Origin of the sequence: Pseudothermotoga sp., assembly GCA_025060105.1 — a bacterium.
Classification (GTDB): Bacteria; Thermotogota; Thermotogae; order Thermotogales; family DSM-5069; genus Pseudothermotoga_A.
The window spans coordinates 1-21677 of sequence record JANXCS010000001.1 but is presented as its reverse complement, the minus strand read 5'-3'; the positions used below and the strand labels follow the sequence as shown (position 1 = coordinate 21677).

At 45.5% G+C, this 21677-nt stretch carries 22 protein-coding genes and 1 tRNA gene; 6 read left to right on the top strand and 17 right to left on the bottom strand.

The genetic code is table 11. The annotated features are described in order from the left end of the window. Window positions 1-2: 2 nt before the first annotated feature. Genes dprA through glgD form a run of 12 tightly spaced genes read right to left on the bottom strand, consistent with a single transcriptional unit; the run spans window position 3 to window position 10044 of the window. A complete protein-coding gene (gene dprA, locus NZ875_00115) occupies window positions 3-1022 on the bottom strand; it encodes a DNA-processing protein DprA (protein MCS7174147.1) in 1020 nt (339 codons plus the stop codon). Beyond that, window positions 1009-1296 (bottom strand): RnfABCDGE type electron transport complex subunit B, encoded by a 288-nt coding sequence (locus tag NZ875_00110; protein ID MCS7174146.1) that lies wholly within the window; start codon window positions 1294-1296, stop codon window positions 1009-1011. The genes dprA and NZ875_00110 overlap by 14 nt, the downstream gene beginning before the upstream one ends. 10 nt (window positions 1297-1306) lie before the next feature. Continuing rightward, on the bottom strand, window positions 1307-1882 hold the full coding sequence (locus NZ875_00105; protein MCS7174145.1) for an electron transport complex protein RnfA: 576 nt from the start codon (window positions 1880-1882) through the stop codon (window positions 1307-1309). After that, a complete protein-coding gene (locus NZ875_00100) occupies window positions 1879-2481 on the bottom strand; it encodes an electron transport complex subunit E (GenBank protein ID MCS7174144.1) in 603 nt (200 codons plus the stop codon). Before NZ875_00100 ends, NZ875_00105 begins: the two co-directional genes overlap by 4 nt. Continuing rightward, a complete protein-coding gene (locus NZ875_00095) occupies window positions 2478-3146 on the bottom strand; it encodes an RnfABCDGE type electron transport complex subunit G (GenBank protein MCS7174143.1) in 669 nt (222 codons plus the stop codon). Before NZ875_00095 ends, NZ875_00100 begins: the two co-directional genes overlap by 4 nt. After that, the gene (locus NZ875_00090; protein ID MCS7174142.1) at window positions 3143-4117 is read right to left on the bottom strand and encodes an RnfABCDGE type electron transport complex subunit D; all 975 of its coding nucleotides are present in this window, start codon (window positions 4115-4117) and stop codon (window positions 3143-3145) included. The genes NZ875_00095 and NZ875_00090 overlap by 4 nt, the downstream gene beginning before the upstream one ends. Continuing rightward, the gene (gene rsxC / locus NZ875_00085) at window positions 4114-5427 is read right to left on the bottom strand and encodes an electron transport complex subunit RsxC (protein ID MCS7174141.1); all 1314 of its coding nucleotides are present in this window, start codon (window positions 5425-5427) and stop codon (window positions 4114-4116) included. Before rsxC ends, NZ875_00090 begins: the two co-directional genes overlap by 4 nt. Next, complete coding sequence (locus NZ875_00080) at window positions 5424-6329, bottom strand: radical SAM protein (protein MCS7174140.1); 906 nt, start codon at window positions 6327-6329, stop codon at window positions 5424-5426. Before NZ875_00080 ends, rsxC begins: the two co-directional genes overlap by 4 nt. Then, the gene (locus NZ875_00075) at window positions 6326-6616 is read right to left on the bottom strand and encodes a hypothetical protein (protein ID MCS7174139.1); all 291 of its coding nucleotides are present in this window, start codon (window positions 6614-6616) and stop codon (window positions 6326-6328) included. Before NZ875_00075 ends, NZ875_00080 begins: the two co-directional genes overlap by 4 nt. Beyond that, the gene (locus tag NZ875_00070) at window positions 6613-7668 is read right to left on the bottom strand and encodes a DUF4899 domain-containing protein (GenBank protein MCS7174138.1); all 1056 of its coding nucleotides are present in this window, start codon (window positions 7666-7668) and stop codon (window positions 6613-6615) included. Before NZ875_00070 ends, NZ875_00075 begins: the two co-directional genes overlap by 4 nt. Further along, window positions 7665-8927: a glucose-1-phosphate adenylyltransferase gene (locus NZ875_00065; protein ID MCS7174137.1), complete on the bottom strand. Its 1263-nt coding sequence runs from the start codon at window positions 8925-8927 to the stop codon at window positions 7665-7667. Before NZ875_00065 ends, NZ875_00070 begins: the two co-directional genes overlap by 4 nt. Window positions 8928-8937: 10 nt before the next feature. Then, complete coding sequence (glgD, locus tag NZ875_00060; GenBank protein ID MCS7174136.1) at window positions 8938-10044, bottom strand: glucose-1-phosphate adenylyltransferase subunit GlgD; 1107 nt, start codon at window positions 10042-10044, stop codon at window positions 8938-8940. A gap of 61 nt (window positions 10045-10105) precedes the next feature. Between glgD and NZ875_00055 the strand changes: the two genes are divergently transcribed. From NZ875_00055 to NZ875_00040, 4 genes are all read left to right on the top strand, one after another. Further along, window positions 10106-10906 (top strand): 50S ribosome-binding GTPase, encoded by an 801-nt coding sequence (locus NZ875_00055; protein ID MCS7174135.1) that lies wholly within the window; start codon window positions 10106-10108, stop codon window positions 10904-10906. Further along, window positions 10830-12530, top strand: coding sequence for a tetratricopeptide repeat protein (locus NZ875_00050; GenBank protein MCS7174134.1), 1701 nt, complete (start codon window positions 10830-10832; stop codon window positions 12528-12530). Before NZ875_00055 ends, NZ875_00050 begins: the two co-directional genes overlap by 77 nt. Further along, window positions 12506-13714 (top strand): 2,3-bisphosphoglycerate-independent phosphoglycerate mutase, encoded by a 1209-nt coding sequence (locus tag NZ875_00045; GenBank protein MCS7174133.1) that lies wholly within the window; start codon window positions 12506-12508, stop codon window positions 13712-13714. The genes NZ875_00050 and NZ875_00045 overlap by 25 nt, the downstream gene beginning before the upstream one ends. Window positions 13715-13788: 74 nt before the next feature. Continuing rightward, window positions 13789-15012 (top strand): ComEC/Rec2 family competence protein, encoded by a 1224-nt coding sequence (locus NZ875_00040; protein ID MCS7174132.1) that lies wholly within the window; start codon window positions 13789-13791, stop codon window positions 15010-15012. Here the strand turns inward: NZ875_00040 and NZ875_00035 are convergent. The 4 genes from NZ875_00035 to NZ875_00020 form a co-directional block, all read right to left on the bottom strand. Further along, window positions 14937-15398 carry a transcriptional repressor gene (locus NZ875_00035; GenBank protein ID MCS7174131.1) on the bottom strand — a complete coding sequence of 154 codons (462 nt, stop codon included), beginning with the start codon at window positions 15396-15398 and terminating at the stop codon, window positions 14937-14939. The genes NZ875_00040 and NZ875_00035 overlap by 76 nt on opposite strands. Before the next feature lie 13 nt (window positions 15399-15411). Next, window positions 15412-16446, bottom strand: coding sequence for a transcription termination factor NusA (nusA, locus tag NZ875_00030; GenBank protein MCS7174130.1), 1035 nt, complete (start codon window positions 16444-16446; stop codon window positions 15412-15414). A gap of 12 nt (window positions 16447-16458) precedes the next feature. Beyond that, the gene (gene rimP, locus NZ875_00025) at window positions 16459-16911 is read right to left on the bottom strand and encodes a ribosome maturation factor RimP (GenBank protein ID MCS7174129.1); all 453 of its coding nucleotides are present in this window, start codon (window positions 16909-16911) and stop codon (window positions 16459-16461) included. Between the two features lie 43 nt (window positions 16912-16954). Beyond that, window positions 16955-17045: transfer RNA gene (locus tag NZ875_00020), tRNA-Ser, on the bottom strand. A 187-nt stretch (window positions 17046-17232) separates the two neighbouring features. On the opposite strand from NZ875_00020, the gene NZ875_00015 reads away from it, so the two are divergent. Then, window positions 17233-18564, top strand: coding sequence for a GGDEF domain-containing protein (locus tag NZ875_00015; protein MCS7174128.1), 1332 nt, complete (start codon window positions 17233-17235; stop codon window positions 18562-18564). Between the two features lies 1 nt (window position 18565). Here NZ875_00015 and NZ875_00010 read toward each other — a convergent pair whose 3' ends face one another. Continuing rightward, on the bottom strand, window positions 18566-20254 hold the full coding sequence (locus NZ875_00010) for an HD domain-containing protein (GenBank protein ID MCS7174127.1): 1689 nt from the start codon (window positions 20252-20254) through the stop codon (window positions 18566-18568). Between the two features lie 359 nt (window positions 20255-20613). Between NZ875_00010 and NZ875_00005 the strand changes: the two genes are divergently transcribed. Continuing rightward, window positions 20614-21677: hypothetical protein (locus NZ875_00005; GenBank protein MCS7174126.1), on the top strand; the 1064-nt coding region annotated here is incomplete at its 3' end.

Below are 21677 nucleotides of genomic sequence, written 5' to 3'. Positions count from 1 at the left end.
ATCTACCTCCCCAATTTATGATATCGACCATCTTCGAGCTTGGTGATCTTTCCCGACAGTTCGTACTCCGTCAACAGCATCAAAACCTGCGACGGTTCAACCCCCAAAAGGTTCACTATCTCATCGAAATATAGAGGACCTTTCGAGAAGATATCAAAAAATCCATCTTTCTCTTCACTAGATTCACTCTTCAGCCCATAATGATCGAGCAACTGCGACGGATCAGTCAAAGGAATTGCTCCCATTTTCAACAACCAATTGCAACCTTCACTGGAAGATCTATCTATGTCGGCGGGAACTGCGAACACATCACGTCCCATATCCACTGCAAAGCGTGCGGTTATGAGTGCTCCACTGTCTTTTGGTGCCTCAACCACCACGGTGGCTCTGCTCAGACCGGCGATGATCCTGTTTCGCATGGGAAAATTTTGCTTCATCGCCTTGGTTCCAAGGGGAAATTCGCTCACAACGCATCCATCTTGAACTATTTTCTCATAGATTTTTCTGTTTGAGACGGGGTACGGTACATCGACACCGGTTCCAAGTACAGCGATGGTTTTTCCTCCGGCTTCGAGTGCCGCACTGTGTGCGCAACTGTCGATACCAAAGGCAAGACCACTGACCACAACGATGCCTGCCTGTGCTACCGTGAAAGCAATCTGGTGCGCGACTTTCTTACCGTAGCTTGTCATCCTTCTTGTACCAACTATCGAGATACAATCACGCTTTAACAACTCTGCATCCCCAAGGTAGAACAGCACGATGGGAGGTGATGCGATCTCTTTAAGAAGCGGAGGATAATCCTCACTCCAAAGACTCAACACCTTGATTCCTTTTTTCTCTGCTTGTTCGATCTGCTCGTCTGCAAATCTCTTTACAGCATCAAAATCGATTCTTTCTAGCTCAAAAAATTTCGATTTACAAACTTCTTCGAGACATTCGAATTCTTCGTTGAAGTTCTTCAAAGTATTCAAATCGTACTTGCCGAACTTCCATAAGGCGAAGATTTCAATTGGGTGCATTCTGTTTCAAAATCTCCTTTATTTTCTCAGCCACACCGGAAGCCTTCCCTGGGGTGCACATTTCCGGCGTCACTTTACCGGCTATGATTGCCTTCGCAAAAGCCTCACAACCAGCATAGCCACAAGCACCGCAGTTGGCTCCGGGTAAAACCGCTTTGACTAGCTCAACACGCGGATCTTCCTTCACCTCAAACTTTTTCGCCGAATAAGCGAGGAATGTACCGAAAGTGAATCCAAGGATCGACATGAGCAAAGTCGAATAGACGATCAACACGACGACCACCTCACAGCTTTATGAGCCCTTGGAAACCCATGAACGCCATGGAAATGATCGATGCCAAGATCAAAGCTATTGGAAGACCTTCGAACGATTTCGGTAGTTCATAAAGCTCCAATCTTTCTCTTATACCCGCGAATATCACCAGCGCGACCAAGAAACCTAAGCCTGCTCCGAGTGCGTGGAACGCAGCTTCTAAGAGACTGTATTTCGCCTGTGCGTTGAGTATGGCAACACCCAGAATGATACAGTTCGTCGTGATCAGTGGAAGGTATATCCCTAGAGCTTCGTACAGAGTTGGACTGTTCTTCTTTATCACGAATTCAACGAACTGAACGAACGTGGCTATGACGAGTATGAAAGAAACCGTTCTGAGGAATTCCAACCCAGCCATGACGAGCAACAGGTTGACGAACCAAGTTATCACAGAAGACATAACCAACACGAATGTGGCAGCAAAGCCCATACCTATGGCCGTATCGAGTTTTTTAGAAACCCCCAGGAACGGACATATTCCGAGAAACCTTATAAACACATAGTTGTTTATCAACAAAGCAGAAAAGAGTATCAAGAACACCCTCATTTCTGCTCACCTCTCTTGCGTTTCAAACCGATCCAGCCGAACAGCGCTGCGAGTAATCCCAAAGTCATGTAACCACCAGGTGGAAGGATCATAGCGAACATGTTGAACCCTTCCCAAAGTTTCAAACCAAAGACCGTTCCATTACCAAGAATTTCTCTGATCGAACCCAGAAGTACGAGCGAGCCAGTGAAACCGAGTCCAACCCCAAGACCATCGAGCGTTGAATTCAAAACATCGTTTTTTGAAGCGTAAGCTTCCGCACGTCCCATTATGATACAGTTGACCACTATCAAAGGTATGAATATACCAAGCGCTTTCCACAGGCTGTACATGAACGCATGCATCAAAAGATCGACTATGGTGACGAAAGTCGCTATGAGAGTTATGAACACAGGTATTCTGATCTTGTTCGGCACACCTTTCCTGACGGAAGATATCGCCACATTGGAGAGTGTGAGTACCACCGTTGCTGCCAACCCCATTCCAAAACCGTTGATCGCGTTCGTGGTCACGGCGAGGGTGGGACACATACCAAGCACCTGAACGTACGTGGCGTTCTCTTTGAAAAAGCCTTTGGTGAACTCCTTGAGTCGGCTCATTTTTTCACCTCCGACAGGTAATCAAGCATGGCGTTCAGTGCGTTCGCCACAGCACGTGGTGTGATCGTTGCTCCGGTCATCACATCGCTCACCTTTGCAACACCTTGTTTTTTGGCTTCTTCGGCCGACAGATGCGTTAAGTTTGCGTCTTTATCGACCCTAACACCGTTGGCTATGGCTGAAGCTTCCATAGGATAAAACCTTCTCTGTATCTCTTCTTCGCCGATCTTTGCTCCCAGACCAGGCGTTTCTTGGGAAAAGTCCGTCACTTTCAAAGAAAACAGTGAAAAACCTTCAGATTTTTTCACAAAACACGCAACGACCGTCACGGGTCCACCGTAACCGAGGCTCGAACCCGTGAGCACATAAACTTTCCCCTGAGGCGAGTCGAACTCGTAGATTGGAGAATAAACCTTTCCCTTGGCGTTCTCAAAGATCACTTTCACTTCCTGATCTGTCTGCGAAACCACGGACTTCAACTGATCCAACGGCACGATGTAGTTTCCTGTTTCATCTTTTAAAACGGTCTCGACGGCGCCGAGTTTTTCCTGTATCTCGGTCAGAGCGATTCTATCCTTCGTTATGTGGTAAACAAATCCCAACGCAAAACCAGCGATGGTGCAGTAAACCATCAATATGATTCCTGTTTTGATGTATTCTTTCATACCTTGACCTCCCCAAAGATCTTCGGCTTGAAGATCCTGTCTATGAGAGGTACGAGTGCGTTCATGAGCAATATTGCGAGCGACACACCCTCAGGATATCCTGCGAACAATCTGACGATCATCGTCACCACACCGCACCCAACACCGAACACCGCTTGGCCTTTCAACGTCATGGGACTGGTGACCATGTCGGTGGCCATGAACAGTGCACCCAGAAAGAGACCACCACTGAGGATGTGTAGCAGCGGTGTTCCAAATCTTTCTGCGTTCAATAAATACATGATGCTCGCAAAGCCGAAGACCGTGCCGATGTAAGCTGCAGGTATGATCGGATTGACCCTCTTTCTGTACAGAAGATAGATGAAGCCGAGAATGAGGACAAAAGCGCTGGTTTCTCCGATGCATCCACCCACATTTCCAAAGAACAAATCAACGTAACTGAACCTTTTCACAACTTCTGAGAAACCTTCATTCTTCAGTACGCCGAGTGCGGTCGCCGAAGTCATCGCATCCCAAGCGGATTTACTGAAGTTTCTCACTGGATTGGTCCATTTGGTCATCAGTGTGGGAAAAGAAATCAACAGGAAAACTCTTCCAACGAGCGCGGGGTTGAAGATGTTCTGACCTATACCACCGAAAGCGTGCTTCGCAACACCGAGTGCGACCAAAAGGCCTATCAGTAAGAGCCACCACGGCGCTGTGGGTGGAAGGTTCATCGCGAGCAAAAGACCAGTGACGGCGGCACTCAAATCGAAACTGAACTCCTTTTGCTTGCGAAGTACCTTCATTATGAACCATTCGATCAACTCACCCGAGACTGCTCCAAAGAGACAGAGAAAGAGCGCATACCAACCGAAGAAAAAGCTGGCTATCGCCACTGCAGGTGCCAATGCCAAAAGAACGTCCAACATTATGGACCTGACTGAATCTTGAGTTCTTATGTGTGGAGCTTCACTCACTAAGAGTTTCATTTCTTACCACCTCTCAATGCCTGATACACCCTCTTGGTGAGCTTTATAACTCTCACATGATCGATCTTCGATGGGCACACATAAGCACAGACACCGCATTCTATACAAGCCATGAGTCCCTCATCGACTGCTTGATCGTATTTCTTCTTGTTACCGAGCAGATAGAGCAAATATGGTTGTAAACCCATAGGACAAGATATCACACAGTTGGTGCACCTGATGCAAGGCTTTTTGACAGCTTCTTTTTCGTGTGGTAATACGGTGATCCCAGAAGTGCCTTTGAGGATGGGAATGTCCAACCTGTTCACCGCTATGCCAGTCATGGGGCCTCCCATGATCAGTTTCTCTGCGTCTTCCTTCAATCCACCTGCAAACTCGACGAGCTGTTGGATGGTGGTACCTACCCTCGCCACAACGTTCATCGGGTTGTTGATAGCTTCACCCGTTATGGTCAGAGCTCTCTCTATCAAAGGTTTTCTGTCTATCACAGCCTGTTTTATCGCGATCACAGTTTGAACGTTTTGAACGATGACTCCAACATCCATAGGTAAACCTCCGACTGGTACCTTTCTCCCCGTGATGGCGTAGATCAGTTGCTTCTCAGCACCCTGTGGATATTTAGTTTTTAAAAGTACAACTTCTATGGAACCATCAGAACAGACCTTTTTGAGATGCTCATAAGCATCCACCTTGTTGGACTCTACACCTATGTAAGCCCTCTTCGCGTTGAGTATCTTCATCACTATCTTCATGCCGAGCACGAGGTCCTCGGCTTTTTCGAGCATGAGTCTGTGATCCACCGTGAGATACGGCTCGCACTCCGCACCGTTCACTATGAACGTATCTATCGTCTTACCAGCCGGTGGGTTCAACTTCACGTGAGTCGGGAACATGGCTCCGCCGAGACCAACGATGCCTGCACGCTTTATGATCTCCAACAATTGTTCTTTACTGAGATTTTCCCAATCGTTATGTTCGAGCAACTGCCATCGATCTTCGTCGGTTCGCTCGATCACCACAACCTCCATGGGACGACCCTGCACCGGATGATAAAGCTTGTCTATCTTACGTACCACACCTGTAACCGGTGAATGGAGGTAAGCGGAGATGAATCCGCCCGGTTCACCGATCGTTTGACCTGTTTTAACCGAATCGCCTTCCTTCACCACGAGTCGCGACGGTGCGCCCGCATGGTTCGACAAAAACACGTACACGAATTGAGGTGGATCCATCTTCACCAAAGGTTTTTCTCTCGCCAATTCTTTCTTTTCTGGTGGATGTGTGCCACCTTTGAAGGTCAAAAGTTTCACCCTATCACCTCCAGCGAGTTCGACATCGCTCTCAACAACTCTTCAGAGTGAACGTTGTAGAGTGGACCGGATGGATTTTCGTTGTAGTAAGGTCTAGTACAGTCAGGACAACCACTCGTCAGGAAGGCTCTGTATGAATCTGAAGGGAGCCATTTGAAGCTTTTGATCGTTTCACCTTCGAACTCGATGACTCGCTCTAAACCTCTGTAGATCAGAAAACGTGCAAGTTGTATCTTTCTATACCTCTCGATTGAAGGTCTTGGATGGCTCTCCAAAATGGTTCCTTTCAAAGGTATGAAAGCAAACAGAGCAGTTTCAACGTTGATGTCCCTCAACCAAACCATCGTCTCGAAGAGTTCCTTATCGCTCTCCCCCAGTCCAACGATGATGTGCGTCGTTATCCTGTTCACATAGGATCGAGCCGAAGTTTCTATCAAGCGTTTCAATTCGAGTAGATTTCCGCCCCTAAATTTTCTGAAAAGTTCCTCATTCACGACATCGATCGCTATCCCCAACCTATCTACACCATGCTTGAACAGTTCGTTCACAAGATCCAAACTCACTGCCCTTACTGAAACAGAGATGGCTTTGTTTGAAGCTTTCAAACGCTCTATGAGTTCAAACAGATCTTTCTGAAATTTTGGATAAGAAACAACTTGCACACAGACCCTTTCAAAGTCACTGTGTGCCAATCTCTCGAAAAAAAACGAAAGATCTTCCACCTCTGGCCAGAGCACTCTGCTGAGGTAGGAAAGATTTTTGACAGTTGAAGCGTGTGTGCAATAACTGCAGTTGAACATGCACACACCATCGAGCATGAGGTACGCCGTCTTTAAACTCTCCACCGACCCTTTCCTCAAACCGAGTCTGTAGAGTGTTCCAACTGAGGACCTCAACGTCAACGCTGACCACCTTCGACCTCGTACTGGAAAAGCTGGTTATTGAACTTCAAAACAATCTTACCATCATTGCGAACCAATTCAAAACCGTTGAGTATTTCTTTATCGATCTTCGAAGACGTCAAATTCCTCACCAACACGTTCACCACGGTACGATGCGCAAGATCCGTGATGTACAACCTTTCCACGATCTTCCTTTGGTTCTTCACCCAAGAGAACGCTATTCCAACGACGGTGCATAAAATGCACATTCCTACCACGGCATCGAGCAGTAGAAAACCTCTTTTCATATCAAAAAGAAATACGACACGATCAGCAGTATTCCGATTATGAGTAAAGTTATCAAAAATGCCATCAGCAAATCTCCACTTCCAACTTTCGTGAAAAATTCAGGCTTAGTTGGAACAGTTTGCACCAGTTTTGGTTGTTGTTCAGCACTCACCATCTGATCGAGCTTTTTCTCCCACTCTTGTTGACCGATCGAGGCCGACGAAACTTTTTCTTGAAACCTCGTATAGTCTGCCATGATCTTGATCGATTTCTGAACCATTCCCTTGCCTATCAATCCCTCTCCAAGATCGACCTTTATCAAATAATACTCACCCTTTTTTCCTTTCACCAGTTCTTTCGCGACCAACGTACCTGAAAGCGGGACCACGTTCCTAGTCTGGGAGAAATGTTTTGGATACAACTGTTTGAGCTTTTCAAATTTTTCCTTATCCTTCACACTCAAAATCAAAAAGAACACTGTATCACCAAGATCGAATTCTGAAAGAGGTTTACCCATCACGGGATCGACCAAGGGAAAGACTTCGGGAAGTTCTATCAAATCTGCTCGTTTCATCACTTCACTGAGATTTTCAGCTTCGAATTCCTCCCAGAGCTGCATGTAACTTTCGGCAGATATATCCTCATAACTCAGCTGTTTGAAGGCCACATCGGCTTCAACTTTAGGCGCCCAATCTTTGAACAACTCTTGAACTATGTATCTGACGAGCTCTTCATCACCATCCTTTACAGCGGCAGTTATCTCGGCACCGAAAAGTTGAGGCCCCCTCATGTTGATCGCGCTCTTCAAATAGTTGAGAAGTTCTCTGGACATATCGTCAACTTCGGGATACTGAGCAAAAAGCCTATTTTTCTGTTGATTGAAGGATTTCACGAAGCTTCCGTAGTCCGCGTTCAAATCGAGAACGATTTGATTGACCAGTCTGGTCGGCACGACGAACACATCGTACTCTGGAGGATCGTTGATCTTTCCAAAGAAAAAACCAAAACCGAACTCCGCCGTTATTCTGCTTTTAATCTTATAAGCCACAAAGTAAAAGTCCAGAAGAATCACTCTCCGTGCAGAACAAAACCACCTGATGGAATCTCACTGGAAGTGAAATCTTTCTCAGAAACTCCAACGCCCACGACACAGTTCTTCCCAATGCGAACATTTTCGGGAATGATCGAATACATACCAACGACTGTGATCAATCCCGTGTACACCTCTGGATCGAGCTGACTTGGCGCATCGTTGCCGACCCCAATCTGCACATTATCTTTTATTATCACACGTTCAGCGATGACGCTGTTCTCAATTACACAATTTTTCCCAACGACGGTACCAGTCATGATCACACTGTTTTTGATCGTACTTCCCTCTCCTATGTGCACTCCTTGAAACAGCACGCTGTTCTCCACGATTCCATGTATTTCACAACCTTCACTGATGATGGAGTTCGAGATCCTCGATTCTGGTGCACAGTAAGCTGGTGGCATTTCTTCAGTCTGTGTGTAGAATCTCCAATGTCTGTCGTACAGATTCAACGGTGGTAAAGGTCTTGCGAGTTCAAGGTTGCTTTCCCAATAAGATCTGATGGTACCTACATCGCGCCAATAACCGTTGAACTTGAAGGCGAAGATGCGCCTGTTTTCCCTTATCAATCTGGGAATGATATCTTTGCCAAAATCGTGCGTGCTCTGCTCGTTTTCCGCATCTTTGATGAGATATTCCTTCAAGAAGGACCAATTGAAAACGTAAATACCGAGCGATGCGAGGTTCGATCGTGGCTTTTTTGGCTTTTCCTCAAAATCGATTATGCGAGACTCAACGTCTGTCACCATGATGCCGAATCTGCTCGCTTCATCGATCGGTACTTCCATGCAAGCGATCGTTCCTTCAGCATTCTTGAGTATATGAAAATCCAAAATATCGTTGTAGTCCATCGCGTACACGTGATCTCCTGAAAGTATCAATACTTGCTCTGGATTGGCTTCGTCCACGAACTCCATGTTCTGATAAACCGCATCAGCGGTGCCCCTGTACCAACCGGCAATTCCACCCAAATACGGTTGCAGTATGACCAATCCACCTTTCTTTCTATCCAAATCCCAAGGCCTTCCAATACCTATGTGGCTGTTCAAAAGGTGAGGTCTGTACTGAGTGAGTACCCCCACGTGGTATATACCTGAATTGACACAATTACTCAACGTGAAATCTATGAGCCTGTACTTTCCACCGAAAGGCACCGCAGGCTTGGCTATCTTTTCGGTGAGGACACCGAGTCGTTTACCATGGCCTCCAGCGAGTATCAAGGCGAGCACTCGTCTCATCCGAACCACCTCATAGAACGGCCCTCTTCTCCAACACCGCTAACTTTTCTTTCCCAACGAGTCTGCTCTGTTGTCTGATCAACACTTCTTTGTCCAAAATCGCGTTCTTTATTATTGCACCTTCCTCGATCACCGTATCCTGCATGACCACAGAGTTTTCAACTATCGCTCCTGCCTTCACGATAACGCCCCTGAAAAGCACAGAATTTTCCACATGTCCGTTGACTATACATCCATCCGAGATGATACTGTTCTTGATCACGGCACTCGAACCGATCTTGGGTGGTGGAAGATCTTTCAGCTTTGTGTAAACTTTTCCGTACTTGTAGAAAAGTTCTTCTCTTATTTCTTTCTTCAACACGTCCATGTTTATCCTGAAATATTCGTCTATACCCTTCTTAACGTTCCTCCAATAGCCGTTGAAGAGGAAACCGTGCACCTTCAGCTTGGAAAGTTGCGCTACGATTATGTTGAGCAGATCGTTCTCACCTTTTGTAACGTAGTTATAGAGAAGTTCCATCAGCAAATATTTGTTCATGAAATAGATCCCCAAAAAGGCCAGATTGCCTCTGGGATGCTGGGGTTTCTCTTCGATCGAAACGATCCTGTGCCCTTCCATCTGCATGATACCGTACTTCGTGAGATCGTAAGTCTCATCGAGATATTTCACCAAAAGCGTGATGTCCGCGCCAGTTGAGAAATGAAATTCAAAAACTTTGGTGAAGTCTATTTTGTATATGTGATCTCCAGAGCCTATGAGCACATAGTCTTCTTCTCCGCGCCTCAAGATCGTCATATTTTGGAAAATGGCATCCGCCGTGCCTTGATACCAGTATGAACCTTCAGCACTCACGTAAGGTTGCAAGATGAACAAACCACCATTTTTTCTATCCAAGTCCCATTCTTTTCCCGAACCGAGATGGTCCATCAAGCTTCGAGGATTGTATTGGGTCAGCACACCGACCTTTCTGATACCCGCATTGACCATGTTGCTCAGTGTGAAATCTATGGCGCGGTACTTTCCGAAGACGGGAAGAGCAGCACTTGCACGCTTCGAAACTAAAGGACCAAGCGATTCACTGTGGCCACCGGCCAAGATCAAACCGAGGACTCTCAAAAGACCACCCTCCAGCCTTATTCTACCACCGCGATGCTACAATCTTTGAGGAGGAAACGATATGTGGTATCCAGGACACATGGCCAAGGCTTCGAAACAGCTATCCAAAATGATCGGATTGATCGATGTGGTCATAGAGCTTTTGGATGCTCGCGCTCCTATGGCCACAAGATCTTACAGTAGAGAACCGTTCAGAGCGAAAAAGAATCTGATCTTTCTAGGTAAATCAGACCTCGCCGATTTGAAGGTGACAGAACTTTGGAAAAACTACTTTCGATCCAAAAACGAGGAAGTGTTCATCTTCGAAAAAGACATTGATAGAAAAAAGCTCATCGACTTTTTGGCCAAAAAGATCGATCGTGGCTCGCTCGTCGCCGTGGTCGGAGTTCCAAACGTTGGGAAATCCACCTTGATCAACAAACTGAAAGGTAAACGCTCGGCACAGGTTGGTGCCGTTCCAGGTATCACCAGATCACTACAGTGGTTCTCAGTGGAGGGATTGTTCAGGGTACTCGACACACCAGGCTTGCTTTTACCAGAGCTTTGGAGCGTCGAACTCGGCGCGAAACTGCTCCTCATAGGTGGTCTCAGCATCGACATGGTGGACGAAAAAGTGTTGCAACATGCTTTCCAGCTATATGCGAAGGTTTCCAACCTTGAAGAACAGGATCTCAACGCCTTTTTGGAAAAATATGCTCTAGAAAAAAAGATGCTTTCTAAAGGTGGAACGGCTGATCTAGACAGAGCGAGAGTGAGCTTTTTCAACAGCATCGCACAGGGAAAGCTTGGAAAGCTCAGCTTCGAAACCCCACAGGAGGTGGTTCGAGATAAAAGCGATAGTCTTTCTCCCACTCAAACCTGACAAAGCTAAGCAATTGAACTTACCAGTGAAACTGCCGATCCTTGCAGAGGATCTCCCGTTGGTTGTGGATCAAAACAAAATCCCACTCGACGTTATACTGAGAGGACTCGAAGCACAGTGTTCCGTTTCGAAAGATCCTTACTATGAATCGTACTTGGTCTATTTCTACTACGAGAAGGTCAAATCCGCTCTGAACGTGGACGATTTGGAAACGGCGAACGAATACATCGAGAAGGCAGGCAGGATAGAAAAAGATTATCGGTACGATTTTTTCAAAGGTCTCATTTATGTCAAAAAGAAAGAATACGAACTAGCTGAGATATGTTTCCGTTCGTGCATTTCAAGAAATCCAAACTTTCCTCTTGCCCATTATGAGCTTGGAAACATCTTGCGTGCGAGAAAAGAATTCGAAGAGGCTATTGAAGAATACCAAAAAGCTTTTGAATTGGATCAGAGTTTTCTTTTGCCTGTGGTTCGCATAGGTGACTGCTACTTGGAGATGGGGGAAGTCAGAATCGCGTGTGACTTTTATCAAATTGCCACGCAGAAAGATCCAAACTTTCAACTTGCCCACGCACGTCTCGGTGTCGCGTGCAACATGACGCAGAAATACGAAAGGGCAGAGAAGGCCCTCAAAAGAGCGTTGGAGTTGAACAAAGAAGATTTTGAAAGTGCGTTCAACCTCACACACACCCTATCTAGGCTTGGGAAGCACTTCGAAGCGTTGAACCTTCTAAAAAAGTTGTCCGAGCGAATGCCGAACGATCCTATCCTTTTGAACGAGTACGCACTGTGTCTTCGAAGACTCGGCTTTTATGAGGAAGCGAAAATCCACATAGACAAAGCTTGCCAACTGAGCGAAGATGCCTTCATTCATTACAACAGAGCTTTGCTCACTGTGTTTGTCGACAAGAAAGAAGGGCTTGAGTTACTCAAAAAAGTTCCACAGCATTTCCAGCCCAAAGCCTTCGAACTGTTGGATTTTTTGAACGATTGGAGAGGGCCATTGAAAGTTTCAAACTGTGTTGAAGAACTCGTTTTGAAAGTCAAAAAGTGTCTCGTCAGAGGAGAACTGAACGTTCAACGTCTCGCTTTCTTATTGCCAGAGAACGAAAGATCGAAACAGATAAGAGAAGGGCTACTGCCCATGCAGGATGAACGGATAGATGATGCCAACCAAATAAAACTTTTACTCGCCGTGAACTTGGCGAGCAGTGAGGATCCCATCGCGATGGAAAAGAACGTGACCAAGGCCGTCGTCGCATTCTGCCCAAGTGGAACGATGCTCGCCGTCGCCATCGCTCTGACCAGGTTGCTGATGCATGTGAGGACACATGCAGGTTTTGAACTCGAGCCTTACGTGAACGATGTGGTCTTCGATCTTCAAGAATACAGTTGGGAATTTGCGAAAAAAGTGTCACAAGTTGAAGATGAGAGTTTCTCTATGGAAGAAGTTGAGGGCAGAATTTTCAGTTCGGCGAGTGAAGTTTTCCTCACTTCGCTGAAGGTCCTCTCTGTGAAGCCGACCTTCGAAGAAGTGATCGCAATGAAAGATGAAAATCTGAAGTGTCTTTGTACGAACATTTTGGAGGTGATAAGGTGTACGACAGACAGCACATTCTGAGTGAATTGGTTCAGCCGGCAAGTACTAAGATCGTCCTGCTCGTTATGGACGGCGTCGGTGATGTACCCAACGAGAAGGGTAAAACTCCCTTGCAAGTGGCGAAAAAACCTAACCTCGATCAACTTGCGAAGCAGTCAGATCTCGGACAGACCATACCCGTCATGCACGGCGTCACGCCTGGAAGTGGACCGGGACATCTTGCACTCTTTGGCTACGATCCTGTGAAGTATCAGATTGGACGCGGTATACTCGAAGCGCTCGGTTCAGACGTGCCCGTGGGCGAAAAAGATGTCGTGGCTAGGGCGAACTTCGCCACAATTCAAGGAAACATCGTGGTGGATCGGAGGGCTGGAAGGCCTTCCACCGAAGAAAGCTCCAAAGTCGTTGAAAAATTGGCAAGGTCCATCCAATCCATCGAAGATGTGAAGATTTCGTTTTATCCTGGAAAAGAGCACAGATTCGTCGTGAAACTCACAGCGGACGGACTGGACGACAGACTGTCCGACGCGGATCCACAAAAAGAGGGTAAACCTTTCATCTACACACAACCGTTGGTCGCCGAGGCTGAAAAAACCTCTCGGATCGTCAACAAACTCCTAGACGAAATCAGGAAGGTACTTTCCAACGAGCCGAAGATGAACTGTGCTTTGATACGTGGATTTTCCAAATACCCAAAGCTGCCACAGTTTCCTCAAGTTTACAAACTCAAAGCTGCCGCAGTGGCGACCTATCCCATGTACAGGGGTATAGCGAAGCTGGTGGGCATGGAGGTCATTCAAACTGGCAACACGGTGAAAGAAGAGTTTGAAACGGTGAAAACGGCGTGGAAAGATTTCGACTTCTTCTATGTGCACGTGAAGAAGACCGATTCTTACGGTGAAGATGGTGATTTCGATTCAAAAGTACACGTCATCGAAGAAGTCGATGGAGTATTACCGATCCTGTTACAACTCCAACCGGACGTTCTCGTCGTCACGGGAGACCATTCCACACCCGTGAGCTTGAAGTCACACAGCTGGCATCCAGTACCGCTGATGATCCACTCAAAACACACCAGAAGAGGTTTGAGCAGCTCGTTCGACGAATTCGAATGTGCCAGAGGTAGTCTGGGAACCATCTACGCGGTGGACGTGATGGGACTGATCCTCGCGCACGCACTGAGACTCGAAAAATTCGGTGCATGAGATTTTTCTGGCTGGCATCTTTCTGCGGTTTTTCGGCTGGGGTGCTCTGCTCCCCAGTCTTTCCTTTCACTTTCTTGACCTTGTTGCTTTTGTTTTTTAAAAAGAAGCATCTAACACTCCTTGCGATCTTTTTTTGTCTTGGAAGTTTCCTCGCTTCGGTGCATAGATACTCCGGTGTCTACGAAGTGGTGGGATATGCGCAGATCAAAAGATCAAACTACGTGATCGCTACGAACGTGAAGATCTTTCAGAACAACAGGTGGAAAAGATGCCTTCACAAGGTTAAGATACACAGTAAAGACATCCAAGTCGGAGAATCCTTCTATGCTTTCGGAGAACTCCAGTTCCAGTTCGCCTATCCTCCGTTAGTGATGAAACCTTTCTTCGCTGCAGGAAACACATACTCAGCCAAAGGTTTTGACAAGGTCCATTCCGAACTCTCAAAGTTCAAGGAAAAATTTTCAGAATTACTCGCGAAAAATACGAAAGATCACTTCGAACTGTTCGCAACGCTCGTTTTCTCAGATCCAACGTTCGATCCTTCCCGAGCCGAAGAAGTCAGAAAGAGCGGTCTTGCACATCTGTTCGCTGTCTCTGGTTTACACGTTGGCATAGTTTACACACTCTTCGACATCTTGATATCGTTCTTCACACACAGCCTTTTCATAAGAAGGCCCTTATCCAACCTGTTCACAGTTCTGTTCGCAACCATGACTGGTCCTTCTCCATCGGCTTTGAGAGCCGTTCTGCTTTTAACGATCTGGAACGCCTTTAAATTGATGGACTATCCCATAGAACCGCTGAACTTGCTCGGGTTGGTCGCAACGTTGAATCTTCTGGTCGAGCCGTTCATTCTTTTATCTCCATCCTTCATGATGAGCTACGCCGCTGCAGCCACACTCATTTCGATCCAAGATGGAATCAAAAACACCAACAATCTTGCCAAAAGCATGTTGATATCACTTTCAGCCTTCATCAGTGTGAGTCCGTTTCTGTTTCTCTTCTCGGTTGTGAACGTGCTTGCTCCATTGGTCAGTGTTCCAGCCGTGTTGCTCGCAACACCGATGCTCTGGGCGAGTGTTCTAGCCATGTTTCTCCTCATGGTAGGATTACAAAACACCGCGGCCACACTACTCCGCGGTGCAACACCTTTCGCTTGGATTCTGCAAAGACTGATCGAATTTTCCTCAAAACTTTTGAACGTCTCTAAAAGCTTTCCTCTCTACATACTTTCTTCAGCAGTATTTCTACTCTTGCTCTGGCATTTTGGACACAAGCCGAAGAATTTGACATCGTAATCCTTCACGATGTAACCAGTCTGCCTTTCTACGTTCTGAACCAGTTGCTTGACGATCTGTTCGTCTATCTCTAGAAGTTCACCACAGCTTTTGCATATCAAGTGCTGGTGCAACGTTTCAGCATTCGGAGTGGCGAGCTCGTAGCGATACACACCTTCTCCAAATTCGAGTTTTCTTAGAAAACCAAGCCTGCTGAGGAGTTCCACAGTTCTATAGACTGTAGCTTTGCTTATCCTGTATCTCTTTTCAGAGAGTTTCCTGTAGACATCTTCGGCTCCTAGATGTCTCTCATCGGATTCGGCAAAAATCTTCAAAACGATCTCCCTTTGGGCGGTCATTCTGTACTTTCTGGACCTCAACTCTTTCCTCAAAGATTCGTAGAGCATGCTCTACCTCCCTTCAAACGTTCATGACGGGTTTTATATCTATCTTCCATCCAGTCACCTTGACCGCAAGCCTCGCGTTCTGCCCACCTTTACCTATGGCCAAAGACAACTGCGTTGGAGGAACCAAGACTCTGGCCGCCTTTCTTTCCGCATCGAGTATCTCAACGCTCACAACGGAGGCCGGTGCCAACGCGTTCGCTATGAGTTGCTTCGGATCATCTGACCATTTGAACACATCCACTTTCTCACCCTTCAACTCTTTCAGTATCGCCGCGATCCTACTGCCACCTTCACCTATGCACGCGCCAACTGGATCCACCTGTGGGTTGGTCGAAACCACGCCGACCTTCGTGCGCACGCCCGCCTCCCGAGCGACGGCCTTCACTTGAACAATTCCATTCTCCACCTCGGGCACCTCAAGCTTCAGCAGACCTATGACGAACTCTGGAACAGCCCTGCTAACCAAGATTTTTGGACCTTTCTTGTCCTTCAGAACGTCCACCACGTAGACTTTTATCAGATCACCAGGTTTGATTGTCTCACCTGCGATCCAATCCCTCCTCAAAAGCCTTGTTTCTATCTTACCAACCCGCACATCCGCCCAGTCAGGTGTAACACGTATCACCTCGCAGGTGGTGACCACACCAGCCAAACCCGAATAATGTTCGTACTGTCTTTCTTTTTCGAGCTCTCGAAGCCTCTGTATGAGCACTTGCTTGGCCGTCTGCGCGGCGATTCTTCCAAACTCCTTGACGTTTATTTTCTTGTAAACCTTCTTGCCGATATTCGTCAATGGGTCTATCTTCCGTGCCTCTTCAAGGCTCATCTGTGTCAACTCGTCCGTCACCTTTTCGACCACATCGAACACTTGAAACAACTGGATATCGCCAGTCATTCTGTCTATCTTCACTTCCACGTTCTTACTGGTACCAAAATTCTTCTTGTACGCACTGACCAGAGCTCTCTCCAATATCTCTATGATTTCGTCTTTGGATATACCTTTTTCTTCCTCCAGCTGGTCCAAAGCTTCAAGAAGGTTCAAATTCATAAATCTCACCTCCTAAAATTCAACCTCGAGCCGACTGCGTTTCACATCTTCTGGCTTGAACTTGACCTTCTCTCCAAGCACATCTAGAACGACCTGATCTTCATCCGCACTCTCTATTCTTCCGATCAGTACCCTACCGTTTGAAAGCCAAAACTTTGCGAGTTTTCCAGTGAACCTTTTATAATCGTTCAAACCGCGCAAAGGCCTATCGAGGCCAGGCGAAGACACTTCGAGCACATAACTGTGAGGTATGAGATCTTCACGGTCCAAGTAATCCGAAACCTTCACCGAGACGTTTTCACACTGAGCTATACTCACATATCCGCTTGGATCGTCTATCACGATCCTGAGCACCCAGCGTCCACGTTCTTTTTTAAAAGAAATATCGAACAACTCAAGACCCATACTTTGCAAAATCTTTTCCACCTCAGGTCTTATGGAAATCAAAACGTTCTCCATGTACAGAGCCTCCCTACTATCGAAAAACCGGGACATTTGTCCCGGTACCTGGCGGAGAGGGTGGGATTTGAACCCACGGGTGGCTTTTGACCACCACACGCTCTCCAGGCGTGCGCCTTAGTCCGCTCGGCCACCTCTCCGATTTGAACCCTTGCAACTTTATTTATACCATATCCGATGGGTCAGGTATAAAAAACTTGTTGTAAACTTCCACCTAGCTTTCGATGGATTTTGAAACATAAAAGTTCCTTTCGATCCTCGTGGTAACATAAATTTTGATCAGGGATAAACTCCACGTTTTCCAAACGCGAAATGGGAGGTTCTAACATGGATCTAATGAAGAAGTCAGAAGATAAACTTTCCAAAAGAACAATTTGGAAACCTTCTGTTCTGATAACAGTATCACTCATACTCATCTTCGGCGTACTTTATGAGGTTTCTCTCGTGAACTACTTGCTCTACCATACCGTCATAGAATTTTTCGCGATCTTCGTCGGTCTGAGTCTGACCCTCATATCGATAACGACCATCAACACTTCAAAAAACAGACTTTTTACAAAGATCGGTCTTCTCTATTTGTTCGTTTCCACAGTGGATTTCGTTCATACCCTGGGGTACAAGGGTATGAACATATTTCCCAATTGGACGGCCAATGAACCTACACAACTGTGGATCTTAGGTAGGTCCTTGGAAGTTTTTGGAATGTTCCTGCTTTTTCCCCTTCGACTCAGGAACAAAAGTAATTTGTATTTCATCTCGATAGCCGCTTCTATGACCTTCGCAGGTTTGCTATCGATCTTTTTCAAAAAATTTCCAGATTGTCTAATCGAAGGTTCGGGATTGACACCCTTCAAAATCACCATGGAATATGTGTTAATCGCTTTAGCATTGGCTGTGGTGATCGACATTCAACATCTCCATCATAAGGCGAAAGAACAAAGACCATGCTTCTGCACCCAGATAACGATCAGTATGTTACTGACCGCTCTGGGAGAGTTCTTCTTCACACTTTACACAGACGTCTATGGATTTTTCAACTTTCTTGGCCATGCGTCTAGATTTTTCTCCTACTACGTCTTGTTGCACGGTCTCATCGTACAATCTCTGATCGATCCCATCAATACCATGTTGACGGAAATAAAATCTCAAAAGGAAGAATTGGAGAGGATAGCGTACTACGATACTTTGACCAAACTGTACAGCAGATCGTTTTTCGAAGAAATCGTGAAGAAACATTTAGAGATCATCGAACGAAACAAAAGTTCATCCACGGTTGTTCTCATCGATGTGGATGCTTTCAAGAGTATAAACGATACTTACGGTCACAAGGTTGGTGATAGAGTTTTAGAATTCGTTGGTCGGAGCATCGCCAAAGCTATCAGATCATCAGACATAGCGGCACGTTATGGCGGGGACGAGTTCATTCTGATTCTGAGCGAATCGAGTTCTTACAACGCCGTCAAGGCAGTTCAGAGGATCAAAAACATACTTTCTTCAGAAAATCCTTTCAACTTCCCTGTCAGCATCAGTTATGGGGTAGCCGAGTTCTCTGGTAAATCGAACTACGAAACGGCCCTTCAGAGTGCCGACATCTCGCTCTACGAAATGAAGAGGAAAAAGCGCACCGAAAATTCTAATTTGAACCAAAATACTCAATAGATCAATCTTTGAACTTTTCGTATATTTCTCTGATTTTATGCTCTTCACGCAAAAAGGCATCGACGACTTTAGGATCAAACTGCGTGCCTCTTCCTTCAACGATTATTCGTAACGACTCTTCAAAAGAGAGAGCCCTTTTGTAAGGTCGCACCGAAGTCAAAGCATCGAAAACGTCAGATATCGCCACGATCCTACCTTCTATGCTTATTTGCTCACCACTTTTGCCTTTTGGATAACCTTTTCCATCGTACCTTTCATGATGATCAGAGATTATGTTCAACATACATTTCAAGCTGTCCGCATTCAAGATGTCTTTGACCCTACTGGTAAAACTTTTCACGAACTCTACACCTATCTCCACATGGCTCTTCATTATCTCCCATTCTCGCGCGTCCAGACGCCCAGGCTTGAAAAGTATGGAATCTGATATACCTATTTTGCCGATATCGTGCAACGGAGCGAACTCAAAAATCATTCTGACGAGCTTCGGGCTCAATTCCAAACTCTCCGATATTATCCTCGAATACCAAGCAACTCGTTCTACATGGTTGCCCGTTTCGGCATCCCTGAATTTCGCCAAAGTTGTGAGACTGGCTGCGAAGTGTGACACGAGTTTCTGCGATGTCAACGAATAATACAACCTCTGAGACAAGATCTCGGAGACGAACTCGAACAATCTCTTGTCCCTCTCTTTGTAATTATCTTTATTGATCGATGAAAGGAAGAAAAAGCCAAACGGAACATTGTTCACTGTAGCCAAAACGGTCATGTTGGATCTGAATCCCTCTTTCAAGATCAAATCGGTGGATTTCGAGTTGGTCTTGTTGAAGTGAGCCTGCAGATCGTTTATGATCCTGCTCCTTTGGTTTTCTTTCAACATCGTAGAGAGCGATGTTTCAAAAAGTCTCTGCGAAAAACCTGGTTTTAGATGCATCTTAATTTTTGAATCGGATAGATAAGCTGTCTCTGCGATGATCTGATCTGAATTTGTATCGATTAGCGCCACTGAAAACCTTTGCGAGTTGAAAAGATCGCACAGATAAGGTCCAGAGGCGTATATGAAATCCTCGATGGAAGACTGGGGTGGAATCGATCTCAAAACATTGTACACGCTTTGAACTAGATTCATTTCTCTGAGGATACTGTTTATCCTTTTTTCCTCCTCAAACTCAGCTTCTTCGATATCGATAGGAGACAAGTTAAACTTATTGGAGATCTCGACGAACTTTTCGATCGTCCTGTTGACAAACCTTCTCACGTTTAAGTTCTGCCAGATCAAAAGAATGATTAACAATGGTAGACTCAACCAAGAAATCCAGATCAAGACAGATAAAAACCGTTCATATTCTTGAATAAGACGAGCTTCATAGGTTCTGAGGTGAGTTGTGAAACTTCTGATCTCAGCTATCACCGACTCTCTATTGCTCATACCCGATTCGTATTTCGATAACAGCTCCTTATATTTGGAAGAATCGAAACCGAATTTCTCCATGGTTGGTAGTAAAACATCGAAAGGTTCTCTACCTGCCACGACGGAATTGATCGTGTTGAAAACCTTTCTGATTTCTTGATACTCTTTATGAAATGTTCTTTCACGTACACTCAAAGCACCAACCAAAGCTGAAAACGTTATCACCAACATCGCTATGAATACAGAGTTATTCCTCAAAATTCCCTTGATACTTTTCACAGCTGAATCACCCACTCGGAAAGGACCAAATTTTATACATGAAAATCATTTTCAAAAGATAAGACACAGAAAGCTTCTTCGACCGAGCAAGCTCAAATCTTTGCAAAACGCTGTACATTTTCACCGCATATTATACTATTCGATTCATTCGATTCTTCAAAAACTCCATAGAAATCGAAACAAAAGAAGTTTACAGCTATCTGTCAAGCGTGAGAAACAAGTTGTATAATATAAATAACAAATTGCATTGAGTCTACATCCATTTCAAACGAACCGCTGTGAGGAAAGACTTTGAAGTGTTCAATCTATAGTGAGCAGAAAATATGCAAAGCATTTCAGAAAGCGTGGGGGAATGTGGTGTGCGCAGATCTTTCATCATAGCACTGACAGTCTTTCTCTGGCTCTTCGTTGCTCTATACATGCTCAGGCTGAACCATCTTGAATTTCAAGTTCGACAGATCAGAAGCACTTACGAAAAATTTGTAAAGAGAACGGCCAGCAACGTGAGCGCTAGTTATTTTCAATGGGATACAATGTACGAATGTGTTTCTGAAAACAAATCGGAAGAACTTGAAAAATGGCTCGAAGATTTAAAACACAGTTACCCTATGGTCGAAAAAGCAGAAATAGTCGAAGTTGAAAAGATAGATTTTGAACTGTACAAAATAACGTCTTCTTCGAGTAAGCTCGTGTTTCACATGGCCGTGTGCAACGATGATGCTTCATTGTGCTTGACTGATAGAATAGTCCTTTTGATCGTGGATGCTCAAAAGTTGCTTGAAGAATTGGGAATCAGCCAGATCAAGATAGTGGATCGTGGCAAAGATTTCGTCTTCGGTTTGAAATATGCAAGAACGATACCAGTGATGGATCATCCCTCTTGGGCTGTGCCGATAACAAGCAGTGCCACCGTCTTTTTGCTGAGCTTGTTATTTGAATCAAGAAGAAGGTTGAAAGCTCTCGTCAAAGAATCCAACCTGAGGAAGGTTCAGCAAGCATTACTCGACATCACGGAGAGATACCTTCAAGGTACGAAGATCGAGCAGATGTATCAATTTTTACTTGAAAAGGCGATCGAAGCGATTCCAAAAGCTCAAGGTGGGAGTGTTTTAGTGAAGAAGAACGATCGTTATGTTTACACAGCTGCGGTCGGATACGAACTGGAAGGCCTTTCCAAGATAACCTACACCGAAGAAGAAGTCAGAACTTGGACAAAAAATAAACCTTACTCTATAAACCGTCAAAAATACATAGTCTCTGTAGACTCAAGAATGGACGATGAAAGGCTCAAGTTCATTGAAAAATTCGGAAGAATTTACGATATAAAGTGCAACATCAACTTTGCAATCGAAGCTGAAGGCCGGTTAGTAGTTCTGTTCAACATAGACAATTTTGAAGATGAGGATGCTTTTGATGTAGAGAC

What these genes read in the sequence shown, in the direction of transcription:
- NZ875_00095 (MCS7174143.1), bottom strand. Translation starts at nt 3,146, where the DNA reads ATGAAAGAATACATCAAAACAGGAATCATATTGATGGTTTACTGCACC.
- NZ875_00105 (MCS7174145.1), bottom strand. Translation starts at nt 1,882, where the DNA reads ATGAGGGTGTTCTTGATACTCTTTTCTGCTTTGTTGATAAACAACTAT.
- NZ875_00015 (MCS7174128.1), top strand. Translation starts at nt 17,233, where the DNA reads ATGGATCTAATGAAGAAGTCAGAAGATAAACTTTCCAAAAGAACAATT.
- NZ875_00090 (MCS7174142.1), bottom strand. Translation starts at nt 4,117, where the DNA reads ATGAAACTCTTAGTGAGTGAAGCTCCACACATAAGAACTCAAGATTCA.
- NZ875_00065 (MCS7174137.1), bottom strand. Translation starts at nt 8,927, where the DNA reads ATGAGACGAGTGCTCGCCTTGATACTCGCTGGAGGCCATGGTAAACGA.
- NZ875_00075 (MCS7174139.1), bottom strand. Translation starts at nt 6,616, where the DNA reads ATGAAAAGAGGTTTTCTACTGCTCGATGCCGTGGTAGGAATGTGCATT.
- nusA (MCS7174130.1), bottom strand. Translation starts at nt 16,446, where the DNA reads ATGAATTTGAACCTTCTTGAAGCTTTGGACCAGCTGGAGGAAGAAAAA.
- NZ875_00035 (MCS7174131.1), bottom strand. Translation starts at nt 15,398, where the DNA reads ATGCTCTACGAATCTTTGAGGAAAGAGTTGAGGTCCAGAAAGTACAGA.
- NZ875_00055 (MCS7174135.1), top strand. Translation starts at nt 10,106, where the DNA reads ATGTGGTATCCAGGACACATGGCCAAGGCTTCGAAACAGCTATCCAAA.
- dprA (MCS7174147.1), bottom strand. Translation starts at nt 1,022, where the DNA reads ATGCACCCAATTGAAATCTTCGCCTTATGGAAGTTCGGCAAGTACGAT.
- NZ875_00100 (MCS7174144.1), bottom strand. Translation starts at nt 2,481, where the DNA reads ATGAGCCGACTCAAGGAGTTCACCAAAGGCTTTTTCAAAGAGAACGCC.